12 protein-coding genes are annotated in these 14,900 nt (G+C 42.8%); 1 reads left to right on the forward strand and 11 read right to left on the reverse strand.

Annotated features, from left to right (window positions below; translation table 11 throughout):
• Nucleotides 1-151 precede the first annotated feature (151 nt).
• The 8 genes from PN457_RS02515 to der form a co-directional block, all read right to left on the reverse strand.
• A complete protein-coding gene (locus PN457_RS02515; protein WP_271731128.1) occupies nt 152-1,960 on the reverse strand; it encodes a proline--tRNA ligase in 1,809 nt (602 codons plus the stop codon).
• Between the two features lie 172 nt (nt 1,961-2,132).
• The gene (locus tag PN457_RS02520; RefSeq protein ID WP_271731129.1) at nt 2,133-4,808 is read right to left on the reverse strand and encodes a DEAD/DEAH box helicase; all 2,676 of its coding nucleotides are present in this window, start codon (nt 4,806-4,808) and stop codon (nt 2,133-2,135) included.
• A gap of 73 nt (nt 4,809-4,881) precedes the next feature.
• Nucleotides 4,882-5,694, reverse strand: coding sequence for a pyrroline-5-carboxylate reductase (proC, locus tag PN457_RS02525; protein ID WP_271731130.1), 813 nt, complete (start codon nt 5,692-5,694; stop codon nt 4,882-4,884).
• A 112-nt stretch (nt 5,695-5,806) separates the two neighbouring features.
• Nucleotides 5,807-6,409: a cell division protein SepF gene (locus PN457_RS02530; protein ID WP_271731132.1), complete on the reverse strand. Its 603-nt coding sequence runs from the start codon at nt 6,407-6,409 to the stop codon at nt 5,807-5,809.
• 359 nt (nt 6,410-6,768) lie between these two features.
• Nucleotides 6,769-7,437 carry a YggS family pyridoxal phosphate-dependent enzyme gene (locus PN457_RS02535; protein WP_271731133.1) on the reverse strand — a complete coding sequence of 223 codons (669 nt, stop codon included), beginning with the start codon at nt 7,435-7,437 and terminating at the stop codon, nt 6,769-6,771.
• Nucleotides 7,434-7,712: a transcriptional coactivator PipX gene (gene pipX, locus PN457_RS02540; RefSeq protein ID WP_271731134.1), complete on the reverse strand. Its 279-nt coding sequence runs from the start codon at nt 7,710-7,712 to the stop codon at nt 7,434-7,436. Before pipX ends, PN457_RS02535 begins: the two co-directional genes overlap by 4 nt.
• A gap of 284 nt (nt 7,713-7,996) precedes the next feature.
• Nucleotides 7,997-8,926, reverse strand: a complete 930-nt coding sequence (locus tag PN457_RS02545; RefSeq protein ID WP_271731135.1) for an energy-coupling factor transporter transmembrane component T family protein — start codon at nt 8,924-8,926, stop codon at nt 7,997-7,999.
• Between the two features lie 86 nt (nt 8,927-9,012).
• Nucleotides 9,013-10,377 carry a ribosome biogenesis GTPase Der gene (der, locus tag PN457_RS02550; protein WP_271731136.1) on the reverse strand — a complete coding sequence of 455 codons (1,365 nt, stop codon included), beginning with the start codon at nt 10,375-10,377 and terminating at the stop codon, nt 9,013-9,015.
• A gap of 157 nt (nt 10,378-10,534) precedes the next feature.
• On the opposite strand from der, the gene PN457_RS02555 reads away from it, so the two are divergent.
• Nucleotides 10,535-11,260: a cytochrome b/b6 domain-containing protein gene (locus tag PN457_RS02555; RefSeq protein ID WP_271731137.1), complete on the forward strand. Its 726-nt coding sequence runs from the start codon at nt 10,535-10,537 to the stop codon at nt 11,258-11,260.
• Nucleotides 11,261-11,354: 94 nt separating this feature from the next.
• Here PN457_RS02555 and PN457_RS02560 read toward each other — a convergent pair whose 3' ends face one another.
• From PN457_RS02560 to PN457_RS02570, 3 genes are all read right to left on the reverse strand, one after another.
• Nucleotides 11,355-11,990 carry a hypothetical protein gene (locus PN457_RS02560; RefSeq protein ID WP_271731138.1) on the reverse strand — a complete coding sequence of 212 codons (636 nt, stop codon included), beginning with the start codon at nt 11,988-11,990 and terminating at the stop codon, nt 11,355-11,357.
• Between the two features lie 24 nt (nt 11,991-12,014).
• Nucleotides 12,015-13,250, reverse strand: a complete 1,236-nt coding sequence (locus tag PN457_RS02565) for a hypothetical protein (RefSeq protein WP_271731139.1) — start codon at nt 13,248-13,250, stop codon at nt 12,015-12,017.
• A gap of 489 nt (nt 13,251-13,739) precedes the next feature.
• Nucleotides 13,740-14,849: a hypothetical protein gene (locus tag PN457_RS02570; RefSeq protein ID WP_271731175.1), complete on the reverse strand. Its 1,110-nt coding sequence runs from the start codon at nt 14,847-14,849 to the stop codon at nt 13,740-13,742.
• Between the last annotated feature and the right edge of the window lie 51 nt (nt 14,850-14,900).

Genomic DNA, 14,900 nt, shown 5'->3' on the forward strand with positions numbered 1-14,900 from the left:
TCCTGCACCTATAGTAACTTGATTTCAGCTTTAATTTTAGCTAACCTGTCCACGGGTAACCTCCATTCTCAAGCCGGGGGCGGGCTTAACCTTTGATTATTGGTCATAGATACAATCGCAGGCAAGATACCTGCCCCGGCAAGGATGTATATTATACTGCTAATGCCTCATTAACCCACTGTTCCAGAGTATTAACTACTTCCTCGATGGCTATTTCTTGAGTTTCATGGGTGGCGCGTTTCACTACTTCTACTTTGCCATTGTTAATAGCCCGACCTGTAACTATTCTGTAGGGTATACCAATTAAATCGGCATCTTTAAATTTTACTCCAGCCCGTTCATCCCGGTCATCAAGTAATGTTTCCACACCAGCTTTGTTAAGTTCAGTGTACAGTTTTTCGGCTACTTCCACCTGTTGAGCGTCTTTAACGTTAGGAATTGTGACAATTGCATGATAAGGTGCGATCGCTACTGGCCAAATAATCCCATCTTTATCATAGGATTGTTCTACAGCCGATTGTGCTAGTCGTGATACACCCACACCATAACAGCCCATAAATAGGGGGTTTTCTTCCCCTTGTTCGTTCGTATACATTGCTACCATAGTTTGGGAGTACTTAGTACCCAATTGAAAAATATGTCCTACTTCAATCCCTCTAGCGGTTTGAAGAATTTGATTAGGGTCATGAACAGCGCGATCGCCCGGTCTAGCCTTACGTATATCTACCACTAAACTAGGTAACTCGAATTGTTCTCCCCAATTAGCACCAACAACGTGATAACCTGATTCATTAGCACCTGTAACAAAGTTTTTTAAATCGACGGCCGTTTTATCAACTAACCGGACAAACTGAGGATGTAAATCCTTACGAGCCGCAATATAATCATCTCCCAGATTAGGGGCAATATAACCTAAAGGTAAAGATTTAGCCGCCCATGTTTGCTGCATTTCGGCATTGGGTACATCCAAGCTAATAATAGCCTTAGCACCATAGTTAGAAGCAAGTTTAGTCAATTCATTCTGCAACTTCACCTCATTCACTTCTTGGTCACCGCGGATACTCACCAAAAACAATACAGTCACACCATTGTCATAAACAGTTTGGTAAAGGACATTTTTCACAACTTGAGTAGGAGAACAATTGAGCAGTTGACATACTTGCTCAATAGTCTGTGTTCCTGGTGTTTCCCGTTTCTCATAGGTTGTAAACGGAGAGATTACCGCATCCACAGCTAAAGAAACCGCCTTTTCCACATTAGCGGCATATTTACCATCTGGAGTGTAAAGAACTTCATCCTCTCCAGCATCCGCCAACACCATAAATTCTGTAGAACCAGAACCGCCAATAGCCCCAGAGTCAGCTTCTACAGCCCGGAATGCTAAACCAGAACGGCGGAGCATATTGCTATAGGCCTGATACATATCTTGGTAGGTTTCCTTAAGACTGACCTCATCCACATGGAAAGAATAACCATCCTTCATAATAAATTCCCGCCCCCGCATCAACCCAAACCGGGGGCGAATCTCATCGCGGAATTTAGTTTGAATTTGGTATAAATGTAAAGGTAATTGACGATAGGAGCGAATCATATCACGAGCAATAGTCGTGATCACTTCCTCATGAGTGGGCCCTAATCCCAACTGTTGTTCACGGCGGTCAACCAGGGAAAACATAATCCCCTCAGCCTTAGTGTAAGTATCCCAGCGTCCCGACTCCTGCCACAACTCAGCCGGTTGTAACTGGGGTAAGAGACATTCTTGTGCTCCAGTGGCGTTCATTTCCTCCCGGACAATTTGGGAAACCTTTTGTAATACCCGCCACATTAACGGCAAATACGTATAAATACCGCTACCGATACGACGAATATAACCCGCCCGCAGTAATAGTTTATGGCTAGGAATCTCAGCATCAGCCGGATCATCCCTGAGTGTAACAAATAACATTTTTGATAGTCGCATCGTTATTTTCCTTTTGAAAAATTGCTAGTGTTTAAAATTAATTACATCTGAAGTTTGCCATAAACATATAGGATTTTGGCAGGAGATTAGGTAGTATATGAATCTTAAAACTCTTGTGGGGTGAGCATGGTGCCCGCCCTGGTATACCTGACATCGATGAAATGCGCTGCAATTAATCAGCCGCCTCATTAACTGGGAACCTATCAATTAATTGCATCGCCCGATAAGCATTACGCTGGAAATCTTTAGACAAATGGGGAACATGGGGGATCTGGGATAATAAATCTAAAGTCCGGCGTAAAATTCTCACGACATCGCCTTCATCCAAAGTAGTATTCTCACAGAGTTCTGTCCACTGTTTCCCCAGAGACCACTGTTCTACTATGGCAATTAATTCAAATTCCAACCAGATGGGCAAAGCGACATTGTACCGCCTTTGCAGTTGAAATATTTTGCGGCGAATTCCCCGCAGTGTTGCCAAAGCTTCTACGACTTCGTTACTAAGTTCAAAGTGAACTCTACTATCTGGGCGGGGGGGTTCGATGACTAAAGCTGCAACTGCGGCGGCTAGATGGTGGGGATCTAAATTGTCCAATTGACCACTAGCGAACACCAAACCCAGCCATAATTCATTTTCTCCGCGAATGGCGGCAGCAATTTGTCCTAACTGTGTGGGGACTAAGTTATCTAAACACTCAAAGTATTCCAAAATAGAAATTAAATTAACAAATTCTTCCCAATGGTGTTGTGAGTGTTGCGCGACTTGTAATTCTAATTCTTCGAGTTCGGCTTCTAATTCCACATAACGAGCGCGGCGTTTAAAAATCTTGCTGACATTGCCAGATTTATGGATGGGATTAGCTTCTAATTCCTCTTGGACTGCGGTAACGCGACCCAGTTGTGCGGCTACTTCTGGGGACATATACAATGAGGCTTGTACTGGAGGAATACGTTGAGCGATCGCAAATGTTTCGTGATTACCGCGAAGTGATTTCCCCGGTTTTAACTGTAAATCTGGGGGTGGTACGATCTGCTCTGGTACATCCACCCGTGGCAACTCAGCATACAAATCGATTACATCGGCAGTTGTGACTACATACCAGCGATTATCTTGTCCTAAACACACCAAGTAAGGAGCTTCTGAAGCAGCACTAGGTGTTTTTCCCACTAAGACCGCTGTTATAGGTATAGACACATCTACGTCTTTCCCCTTGAGACTCAACAGAGTTCCTGTCACTGCAAAGCTCAACATCATCACAAATTCTTCTTGGCGACTTTCTAGAGCTTGTTCTTGCAGTGTTGTCAATAACTGGCGTTCGACTTTCAAACGTTGCCGCAATTTCTGATAAACTGCTAGTTCATGTTCATTAACCGTGGCGATTTGTGCTTTGAGTTCGGCTAATTGGGTTTGTAGCGAGGCAATTTCTTCATACTCTGGTCTTAAATGCAGTGTTGCCATGTACTGCCCAAAGCTGCGTTCTATCAGTTCCCTGGCTTGTTCAAGTGTGTGGATTTGCAGCAAGTTTAGTACCATACCATAGCTAGGTGTAAACTGACTCACCAGGGGGTCTGGTTTAGATGTAGCTAAATACGCCGCTTCTTTTGAGCCTTCAAAGGGGGTTTGTACTGTAACTACATGACCTTGTAGATCCATGCCTCGGCGACCTGCCCGTCCTGCCATCTGGAGGAATTCAGAAGCGTTTAGTAGGCGATGTCCAGAATCAGTACGTTTGGAAAGGGTAGAAATTACTGTTGTCCGGGCTGGCATATTGATCCCTGCTGCCAAGGTTTCCGTAGCAAATACTACTTTAATTAGCCCCTGCTGAAATAGTTCCTCTACTAGTCCTTTCCACGCAGGTAAAATTCCGGCATGGTGAGCAGCAATACCTCTGTATAGAGGGGCAATTTGTCCAGAACGCCCAGCATCAGGATTTCGGGTTAAAAAATCATCAATTTGCCGCCGTAATATTTGCGACTCATCATTATTGACTAGCCATAAATCACCAACTTCTGCCACCGCCTGATCACATCCGCGACGACTGAATATAAAGTAAATCGCCGGGAGCATATCCCTTTGCTGTAGCTGACTGAGGGTGTAAGCTATCCCCGGTGCTTCTGGTCTGCCGGTTCTGCCCCTGTCTTGTTGTTTTCTTTTGCCTCTATTGGCCAGACGGGGGTTAATTTTAGTTTTACTTTCATTGAGCAGAGGAAACAGCCCCTTGGGATTGCAGTAGTAAAATTCTAGGGGAACGGGACGAAAATCCGAATAAATCAGGTCTGTCGGACCGTGAACGCGATTTAACCAGTCAGTGAGTTGATCGCTGTTGGCAACAGTTGCGGAGAGGGCTACTAGCTGAATTTCACGAGGACAGTAGATGATGGATTCTTCCCAAACTGTCCCCCGCTGGCGGTCATTCATGTAGTGACACTCATCTAGCACTACGGCCTCAACGTCTACTAGGGAAATGCCCACCTGCCCTATGGGTGTGCCATAGAGCATATTGCGGAAGATTTCTGTGGTCATCACCAGAATTGGTGCATCCCTGTTAATGGAATTATCTCCAGTTAACAATCCCACCAACTCATAGCCAAATTCCTCACGAAAATCACGTAATTTTTGATTGGACAGAGCTTTCAGGGGCGTGGTGTAAAATACACGCTTACCCCGGGATAAGGCTCTATAGATGGCATATTCCCCAACTAACGTTTTGCCCGAACCTGTAGGGGCACATACGACTACGGAGCGTCCAGAATTTAGGGACGCGATCGCATCTTTTTGGAACTGATCCAGTGCAAAGGGAAATATTAACCCTAAGTCTAGTTCTGGAGATGGTGCGGGATAATTCACTCAATCAAATTTGCAACCGGACTTTTTTACTATATTAACGGGTATTTGCCCTTGGTCATGAGGCGATTTTTCCTCACTGCCCCAACTCTTGCGATCGCAGTGCCGACGCTTTGACTGCTTCAATTAAAGCCGAGCGAAATCCTGCCCTTTCCAGTTGGGCAATACCAGCAATAGTGGTTCCACCGGGACTGGTTACCCTGTCTTTGAGTTCTCCGGGGTGGATTTTGTGTTCTTGCAGGAGTTTTGCTGTGCCCAATACAGTTTGCACAGCCAGCTGATTAGCCAGACCCCTGGGTAAACCTGCGGCTACTCCTCCATCAGCCAATGATTCCACCATTAAAGCTACGTAAGCCGGACCACTACCAGACAGTCCTGTCACTGCATCCATGAGCATTTCTGATACATCTACCACTTGCCCCACTGCCGAAAAAACTTGCTGTGCTAGTTTGTGATGCTTACCATTAGTATATGCTCCTAAACACAAAGCTGTAATTCCCTCCCCCACTGTGGCGGGGGTGTTGGGCATAGCTCTAATTACTGGTAGTTCAGGGAATGCTGATTCTAGTTGGCTTAAAGACACTCCTGCCAAAATCGAAATTACCAGGGGCGATATTTTTGTAGTCAGGACATCTGCTAATTCTTGAGCGATCGCACTGAACACCTGGGGCTTTACCGCTAATAATACTACTTCTCTCGATTCCGTGAATACAACACAATTATCTGTATTTACATTTACATTATATGTTTGCCTTAAATAATTTTGGCGTGTCGGTTGGGGTTCACTCACCATCACTTCCGATGGTTGATAGATTCCCCGGTCAATCAAGCGGGATAATAGCGCTTCTCCCATTACTCCGCCACCAATTAAGCCCAATTTAATAGTCATTAAGTTATATAGTCAATCAGAGCAGATTTAAACCCTTCATTGATGGCATAATACCATTTTGGTTAAACCTGCTCCTACAATCATCAAAAATTTGAGTTGAACTAATGGAACTTCATTGCACCATTCTGTTAAGGTCTGTACCCCATTGACTAGAAGTATTTGAGGGACGTGAAGGACGAGGGGGCGCTTGTGGTACTTCATGCAGAACTGTCCCCGGGGTACTAACTTGCACACAACTGGGGGTAAACAAAAAGATACTTTCTCCAATGCGCTCTTGATGTCCGTCCAGGGCGTAGGTTCCCCCAGCTACGAAATCTACAGCTCGTTGTGCTTGATCAGGATCCATGATCGTCAAGTTTAAAACAACTGACTTACGCTCTCTGAGTGCTTTAATAGCTTCGGGCATTTCTTCAAATGTTCGAGGCTCAAGTACTAACACTTCTGAAATTCCGTTAATTGCTCCTGGCATGTTAATCACATTCCCCATGGTAGGCTTCGATCCTGAGGCTATATCATTACCCATTGTAGTCATGGGTTCCTGCCAGCGTCGATTTTGAACACTAGCCGGTGCTGGTGGTGGTGCTTGGGGATTTTCCTCTTGATACAGGTTCTGGTAGCGACCAGGATCTGTTTCCGGTTCCTCTTCGTAATATTCGTATTCCACCTGTTCATTGAGACCTACAAAGTCTCGAAGTTTAGTAAAAATGTTATTCATTTTTATGCTCCTGATAAAAGTTACCCTTATTGATTTGGCCAGTAATTAATGTAGCCATAGTAGCTCAGTACACAGCTAAGATTGAATAATTTTCTTGCCGTTTATAGCTTTTATTGCAAATAGGGTTAGTCAATTGAAATTTGAGGGAACGCCTGTAGATTAACTTACACAAAATAACGCGTCAAGATTACAGCGTAATTATTGTTCCGGGTAAAAATTTTCTTTCCCGGATTTTTTTGCTACTCATCTTGACTGAATTTTATTTTTTGTATGCTCATACATAACCAGGGATGAACATATCTGTGTATTTTATCCCTAGTAATATTAATACCAGAAGCAAAAAATTAATGGTTCATATCCTAACTTCTCTCACCAAATAAGATAGTACCTAATCTTACCATAGTTGCCCCAGCCTGTACTGCCAGTTGGTAGTCCCCCGACATACCCATGGAAACTTCCCGCATTTTTAGGTGCGACCAGTTTTGCTGCTCGATTTCTTTAGCTAATTTATATGTATTTTTAAATACATCCATTGTTTCCGCTTCATTCAATCCTAAAGGGGGAATTGTCATTAAACCCTGAATTTGTAAATCCTCACATTTGTTCAGAGCCGGTAAGTCGGCTAGTAGTTGGGGAACGCTCCAACCTGACTTATTAGGGTCAGGGAGGATTTTCACTTGTAGGCAAACCTGAGGACTGACTCCTAACTGTGCTGCCAATTGATTTAAACGTTCTGCCAGTTTTAAACTATCCACTGAGTGAATCCAGTCAAATAATTCCATGGCTTTTTTAGCTTTATTGCTTTGCAAACTGCCAATAAAGTGCCATGTAATATCCGATAAGTCTTGTAACTGGGCTTGTTTACTGGCTGCTTCTTGGATGCGGTTCTCGGCAAAATTACGAATTCCGGCATGATAAGCAGCGCGAATTGCTTCAGGGGGAAATGTCTTACTCACAGCCACCAATCGCACTGAAGCAGGTAGTGAACCACAAATGTTAGTAATACGTTCGCTCATGGAACTGGTCATTGGAATGTGCGCTGGAAAACACTCTGAAGTTGATCGTACTCCTGGGATGGACCACTGCGACGCAGAGTACGCAAGCGATTTTCCAACAACATTCGGGCTTCAGTACGTCCTATGGACTGAAATTTGAGACCTTTAATATCGTTGGACACCACAAAAAATAAACGTTGGGCATAAAGTGTAGTGAATAGATCCTGGTTGTCATCGACCATACAGATCCGATAAAGCAAACCCCAAGTTGGATGATTGATGTAGGTTTCTAAGTTTTCTGGATTCATTTAACAGTCAAGTTGGGAGTATATATCTCTTCGTAGTTCAGTACAAATGTTCACAAGATAATACACCCCTTTTGCCAGCATCTTTCGTGAGCTTATAAGAAAATTAGTGATTCTGGCCTTTGAATGGCAGTTATCAAAACCTGCGTCCTGTGTGTAATTGGCAGATGAGGTTGGTAACAGGAAAGTAGAAATGCACAACAAACCACTAAGGTAATTACTTTAGTCTCTTTCCATATTGCCATAATTATTCGCCTGTGGCACAAAATAGCTCAGAGGATCAGCGACTAAGCCATATTTCCTATAACTAGCCTAGCAACCCAAAATAGGGTAAGCATAGCGATCGCCAGCCAATCTCTAGCCCTCAGACGTAATTCATGCCATTTGACTTGATGCTCACTAGGACTAGTAAACCCCCTTACCATCATAGCGTTAGCCATTTGTTCGGCTCGTAGTAGGAGATTTTTTAACAGTCTCTGTGCTACAATCATCCAAACCTGAGCTGCTCTTTTCCAGCCCAGTTTTTTCCAATTAATCGCCCTAGTCATCACAGAGCGAATTAAATTTTGCACCTCTTCCAGAACTAGGGGGATAAATCGCAACGACAAAGTTAAGGTGAGGGTAATTTCAGTTACCGGCACTTTCAACCTTGCCAAGGGCTGCATTAAACTTTCTATAGCAGTGGTGATTTCTTCGGGTGCGGTTGTCAGCAGATACAGGTTACTGCTATAAATCACAGTAAATATAATTGTACTGACTCTAATAGCCAAATCAATTGAGCGACGAGTTACCTTAACCGGCCCTTGATGAAATAGAATGTAGCTGTAGTTTTTGTTTTCCCGTGTTGGTACTGAAACAATCTCGGCGTTATTACTGGTACTTCCTGGAGGAATTAATATCTGTTCGCTAGCGGGTAAACGCTGCTGATACCTTACACCCAGACCATCGGGACTAATACTAATAATCCCAAAGACAAACACAGACAATGTTAACAGCCATACCATTTGCTGTTTCCAGACTCGCTGGGGTATTCTGGCCATTACAGTCAAAATAATTAACAGTGCAACTAGTAGTATTCGCCACTCGTTATTAGCAAAGGTGTAGCTAGTGAGAAAACTCATCAACCAAGCAATTTTCACCCGTGCATCAAGTTTGTGTAGCCAAGTTTGCGGCTGTTCTAGGTACAGTCCAAGGGGTAGCGATCGCAATAAGTCCATTTATCAGTGCTAAGTAGTAGAGAGTCAGGCTTGATATTGACTATTTTGGCCTGACATAGGCGAAATATAACCCTGAGAAGTTAAACTTATTTGACACGAGTTGCTCTGTTGACGCTACCTAGTTCCATCTCTCGGACTTTTTTACTGCGCCAAATTAACCGGATAGGTGTACCTTTAAATCCTAATTGTTGGCGGAATTGCCGTTCAATGTAGCGGCGGTAATTGTCATTAAAGCGTTTAGCTTCGTTGACGAATAGGGCGATAGTTGGTGGTTGCACCGCCACTTGAGTCCCATAATAGATTTTACCTTGACGACCGCCACGCGTAGCCGGGGGTGAATGCCAACTTACAGCATCTGTGAGCACTTCGTTAATTACAGAGGTAGTTACACGGCGTTTGTGTGACTCAGCAGCTTCATTCACCAAGTCTAAAATCTTATTTACCCGTTGTCCTGTGGAAGCACTAACAAAAATGGTTTCTGCCCATTCTGTAAAATGTAACCGGGCTTCCAGACTCTTTTCGTAGTCGTAAATGGTGTATGAATCTTTTTCGATGGCATCCCATTTGTTCACGACAATTATACAAGCTCGACCCTCGTCTATAATCCGCCCGGCTAATTTTTGGTCTTGGTCTGTGACTCCATCTAAAGCATCAACCACTAATAAAACCACATCGGCGCGGCGAATGGCCTTAAAAGCACGGTTAATACTAAAGAACTCTGTACCGTATTCTATTTGTTTTTTTCTGCGAATGCCGGCGGTGTCAATCAAGCGATAAATTTGCCCATTGCGTTCAACCACGGTATCAATAGCATCGCGGGTTGTGCCGGAAATAGGGCTAACAATTGATCTTTCTTCTCCCACAAAAGCATTTAATAAACTGGATTTACCCACATTGGGTCGGCCGATAATCGCCACCTTAATCTCGTTAGTTTCTTCTACTTCCGTGACCATGGGGATGTGAGTAATTAACTCATCGAGTAGTTCCCCAGTACCACTACCATGAATTGCCGAGATAGGAAAAGGTTCCCCCAAGCCTAAAGACCAAAATTCAGATGCTTGAATTGCGCCTTGTTCTGGGGATTCACATTTGTTCACAGCCAGTAACGCCGGTACTGGTTGCTGACGTAACCATGTAGCAATTTCTTGATCTGAACCTGTCAGCCCAGTTTGACCGTCTACAACAAAAATTGCCGCACTGGCTTGTGAGAGCGCGGTGAGTGCCTGTTGGCGAATTAGCGGCAGAAATTCCGTATCATCGTTAAATACTAAGCCCCCTGTATCTACAACGATAAAATCCCGATCGCGCCAGTAAGATGGCATATAAGTGCGATCGCGTGTTACACCCGGTTCATCGTGGACAATCGCCGTTTGCTCCCCGGCGAGACGATTAACCAGGGTAGACTTGCCCACATTCGGGCGACCGATAATAGCAACAATTGGCAGTCCCATAAAACCAGGGTGAGTGAGAGTAATAGGCTATTATATCATTTATTTATTGTAACCATTTTCAGTTCTAATGTAGTTTATCGAGGCTGATGTAGTGTTTTGAGTCAGAACTACCGAGTAATAAGCTTATAATTCTACCATAAACAGCTTGGCATTATCTATGAGTCGTTCAGCCCCTTATCAACCTTTGTTGTTGCGAGTTCTCCATGGTATTAATGGAATTTTGGTCATTACTTCCATCATTACTGGCTTCCTAGTTTACAATACCTTCGATGGCAGATTTGGCAAAGTCCTCATTCCTAGAATTGATCCAATTCAAGATATTCATGGAACTGTAGCTTTATTCTTTTTACTGTTATTACCAGCTTTTGTACTTTATAGCTTTCATGCGGGACAAAGGCGGCTATTACAACCCGACTCCATACAAAATTTAACACAGGTTGGTAAACCCATTTGGTGGGTAAGTTCACAACGGATTATCAATACTCTGATGTTGCTGTCCTCGGTTTTGGCGGTAATATCTGGCAGAATGATGAAAGAGGAATGGCTACCTACAAGAGAACTTGATCACTTATGGTATTACTGCCATCTGATAACTTGGGTAATTATGGTTTGTTCTTTAGCGATTCATCTTTTGATGTCTGCTAAAGTAGGTGGTGCGCCATTGTTACTATCAATGTGGTCATGGAAATTCCGCCCAGGAGATAGTCCGAAAAACTGGTATAGTCGTTTGCGTAGTTGGTTGGGTAATTTTCCCACTAATAATTTCAGTAACCAAATTAACCAGTTAATCCAGAGTAATTTTTCCCTGAGAATTATTGAGGGTGTTGTGTTGCTTGGAATTATAGCGGCATTTGTGCTGCCACTGTTTTTCTCTGGTGGATAATAAATATTATCGAAAAAATATTTACTATTGAGCATATTCGCCAAAGAATCCTCTGACTAAAGCCAGAGGAAGGTAAATAACCATGTCTAAAATTTTACTTTTGATTGAGAGCAACTCTTAACTGACTCAGCAGATGATTAACGGCGGTAAAACTTGGGTTTTTCGCCAATGCTTGCAGAACTACGGGGCTACTTTCCTGCACAATTTGATTATATGCAGTCAGAGCATCATTAAACTTATTAATATCCACATTTTGGTCTGGTCCTGTCAGTTCACTTAAAGCATTTACCAGTGATGTTACTGGTGATGGTGACACTTCTAAACTCACTATAGAAGATTTGACCTGATCTACATTATTTTCACCCTGTAAGATATATTCAATGGAATCAGATGGCTTATTTTTAGCCAGACTTGTACTGAGTAGATGATCGAGAACTGCATTTAAATCATTCTGAACTTCCGGGGAGACCCTCAAAACTCCCGCCGAAAAATTACCATCATTAACAACTTGAACATTAACCCCGGTTGCCGGTACAATATCACCCATTGAGGAAGTAGAATCTATACCAGTTCCCGGTACAATCTCCTTATCTCCAATTAAAGAGGCAGAATCTGGAGAACTACCCGGTACAATCTCCTTACCAGCATAGGCTCTATGAGGCGCAGCCGCCAGATAAGTAAAACAAGCCAATGCTACCGCCAAATTTAGCAAGAATGTTTGTTTCTTCATGATTTTTATGATTGATGAAATTGCTTAAAACTTGAAACTGTACCCTGCACTCAGCGCAAAACCTAAGCCAGTATCAAAATTACGACTAATGTCTGTCAGAATAGCATTGATAACTATAGGTCTATTTCTGAAAGGAGCAATAGAGGTACCTACATTCACACGATTTCCCGTCCAGCTACTGACTAGGGATGCTTCAGGTATGACTCTTAAACCTAGACTCCCGAAAATATTAGCATTATTTCCCCCCGCGGCTCTTGCGCCTAGAGAACGAAAACCGCCGTTACCAAAACCCACAGAAATAGTCAAAGGTAATTGATGATGTGGGTTATCTGGTTGCAGTAGAAACGCCCTAGTAACGACTCCATAAATAGTGTCTTTATTATCGGAAGATTCTCCCCATTTGAGAGCATTTGACCAACCCACGGCTACAGATGTACGGTTACGTAAGTATTTGTGGAGTTTTAACCCCATATAGCCGCTAGTCCCCACATCAAACTCTCCACCTTTAAAGTAAGTACCCCCGGAACTAGCAAAGTTAACATTAACTTCCAACCCTACAGATTTCAACGGATCTCCTAACCCAAAACCAGCGGAGTAAGAGCCATCTCGAAAGCCATCGGAATCTTCCTCTAAAGGGAAAAGTAAACCAACACCAACATAGACTTGACCACCACTTGCACCATAACCAGAAGGAGTACCAGCTGTTGAACCAGGGAAAGCCCTTGGCGGTTCAGTTTTGATGATGCTTTCTTGGGTGTTGATGATGGGATCAATTAATAGTTCTTGGCGTAATGTATCACTATTGCTAGGGATATCCTCCTCAGGTGATGAAAGTTCTACATCTGTGCTCAATTCCGGTTGTTTTTGCGACAGTAAATTAACTAAATTAGTTGGCTGTGGGATTTCTTCTGGTGATTCTCCATCAATATTATCGTGGTGGGATGTCAATAAAATTTGACTGGTGTTTATTTTGCTGTTTAGTACATTCTTAGATGAAAAACCCAGATGAGCAACAGAATAATTCCTGATTTTTTCAAGTTCAATGTTAACAGCTAAATCCTCACTGTTACTTGTGTGTAATTTAACAGGATTATTACTTTTTCTTGATGTTAATAATCTTTCAGTGACGGTGATATATGACTTCTTGTTACCTGGGTATATTGATGATTTATGGCTATTTTCACCATAAAAAACCTGATTTATTTGATTTGGTAAAATCATATTCTTCTGTGCATTATCCGCAGCAGATACAGACTTCATGGTAATAGCGGTCAAAATCAGAAGACAACTTAGTAAGACTGTCCCTAAGTTACAAAAAACATAGTCAAGTCTAATAAATTTACAGATGTCATTACTATGGCTGGTTTTTTGTATCTTATACATCACAATATTGGTGAGATATTTACAGCATATTGCTTTGTTTGTGATCACAAAGACATGATGAACCAGCCCTGAGCGTTAGCGTCGCGTTTAGTAGATAAGCTACAGGTTCATAGATTTAGACAGACTAACACAGATAAATTTGTAATTTATTTAGATGAAAAATGTTAGATTAATCTTTATTTTTTGTTCAAAGTAAATTTATATAACCCTTGTCATCTGTATGGGGTTTTGACACTCCCTACGCCTAAAAGCGGGTCTAGTATTAGTGAGGTTTTTTGCTTTTGAGAACGAAAAAAGTAATACCCTATTCAACGCCTTAGTAGGAAAAGCTTTCTGGGGGGAACTGTAAGGGTAAAAAATAGAAGACTAACGCAAAGAGCGAAATATAACCCTTCCTGGGGTTTCTTCTTGATTAATGCTCGCATATACCCGCAGACAAGTTAACACTTCCCCTGGAACACCGCCACAGTTGAGTTGGAGGTCATCTTTAGAGAAAGAACAGACATCGGCATAAAGTCCAGATAACTGCCGAATCCGCACATCATAACCCATATTCACCGCCGTTTGAGCCTTTTTTTTTAAAATCCGTCGTGATTCTTGCTGTAAATTACCCCACCAGGAATAACGCTCTGCGGGTGGGACAAATACTAAGGAGTGTATGGCCTCATCTATATCTATCCAGGCACGCAGACTTAACAACTCATCAGAATTTGACTCGGCTTGTTGCAAACGCTGCCAGCGATCGCTTAAAGTATTTATATATTGAGTGCGTTGTTCTGGCTGGGAGTGCAAGGGCATAATATCAAAGGTAAACACAGTCTTTAAAGCATGATGTAAGTCTGGGTCTATTTCAGTAAATCTCAGGAACAGCTGCACAAAGCCAGCGATACAGTATAAATTACCATATTGGTCAGTTGGATTAACTCCCGTATTTAATAAGGCTTTCTCAGATAAAGATAACCCCGGCGCTGTTACACTCCCCTTCAGTCCGGGATAAATTATTTGATCACGGCTAAAAGGAAGTTCAGCAACGTGTAAATTATCTGGTAGTGCGCCTACTTGTTCAGCTAAATCTAAGACGCGCGATCGCCAAGCTGTGGCGATATTTTCCGGAACTCGCAGCAGTTGGCGGTGAATTTCGTTCCATAGGTCAGCATCGGTTTGGCTTTGTAGTTCAGCAGTACCTAAATATAACTTTAGTTCGGCATCAGCATTAAAAACCGACCGCAGATGAGTCAATTTTAACTCAGTTGGGAGCAATATCATGGCGATCGCATCTTCTGGGGGAGAATCTGTCCGTGGTTGCAATAACCCGGAGATTTCCCGTAATAACTCCTCACATATTTGAGTACCGGGGTCGAGGGGAAATTCTGAGATAGCTTGAGTTAAAGTCGCCTCTAGTCCACGTAAACTACATTTAAGTAATTTAGCCAACTCTGACCCTTGTATTGCTAATAACTGGCGTAATTGCTGCATGAGTATTAATACTAAAACTGATGATAGCGTTTCAAACCCCACCCCAACCCT

The sequence above is a fragment of the Anabaenopsis arnoldii genome (genome assembly GCF_028331025.1).
Lineage (GTDB): Bacteria > Cyanobacteriota > Cyanobacteriia > Cyanobacteriales > Nostocaceae > Anabaenopsis > Anabaenopsis arnoldii.

What these genes read in the sequence shown, in the direction of transcription:
- PN457_RS02515 (WP_271731128.1), bottom strand. Translation starts at nt 1,960, where the DNA reads ATGCGACTATCAAAAATGTTATTTGTTACACTCAGGGATGATCCGGCT.
- proC (WP_271731130.1), bottom strand. Translation starts at nt 5,694, where the DNA reads ATGACTATTAAATTGGGCTTAATTGGTGGCGGAGTAATGGGAGAAGCG.
- PN457_RS02530 (WP_271731132.1), bottom strand. Translation starts at nt 6,409, where the DNA reads ATGAATAACATTTTTACTAAACTTCGAGACTTTGTAGGTCTCAATGAA.
- PN457_RS02535 (WP_271731133.1), bottom strand. Translation starts at nt 7,437, where the DNA reads ATGACCAGTTCCATGAGCGAACGTATTACTAACATTTGTGGTTCACTA.
- pipX (WP_271731134.1), bottom strand. Translation starts at nt 7,712, where the DNA reads ATGAATCCAGAAAACTTAGAAACCTACATCAATCATCCAACTTGGGGT.
- PN457_RS02545 (WP_271731135.1), bottom strand. Translation starts at nt 8,926, where the DNA reads ATGGACTTATTGCGATCGCTACCCCTTGGACTGTACCTAGAACAGCCG.
- der (WP_271731136.1), bottom strand. Translation starts at nt 10,377, where the DNA reads ATGGGACTGCCAATTGTTGCTATTATCGGTCGCCCGAATGTGGGCAAG.
- PN457_RS02555 (WP_271731137.1), top strand. Translation starts at nt 10,535, where the DNA reads ATGAGTCGTTCAGCCCCTTATCAACCTTTGTTGTTGCGAGTTCTCCAT.
- PN457_RS02560 (WP_271731138.1), bottom strand. Translation starts at nt 11,990, where the DNA reads ATGAAGAAACAAACATTCTTGCTAAATTTGGCGGTAGCATTGGCTTGT.
- PN457_RS02565 (WP_271731139.1), bottom strand. Translation starts at nt 13,250, where the DNA reads ATGAAGTCTGTATCTGCTGCGGATAATGCACAGAAGAATATGATTTTA.
- PN457_RS02570 (WP_271731175.1), bottom strand. Translation starts at nt 14,849, where the DNA reads ATGCAGCAATTACGCCAGTTATTAGCAATACAAGGGTCAGAGTTGGCT.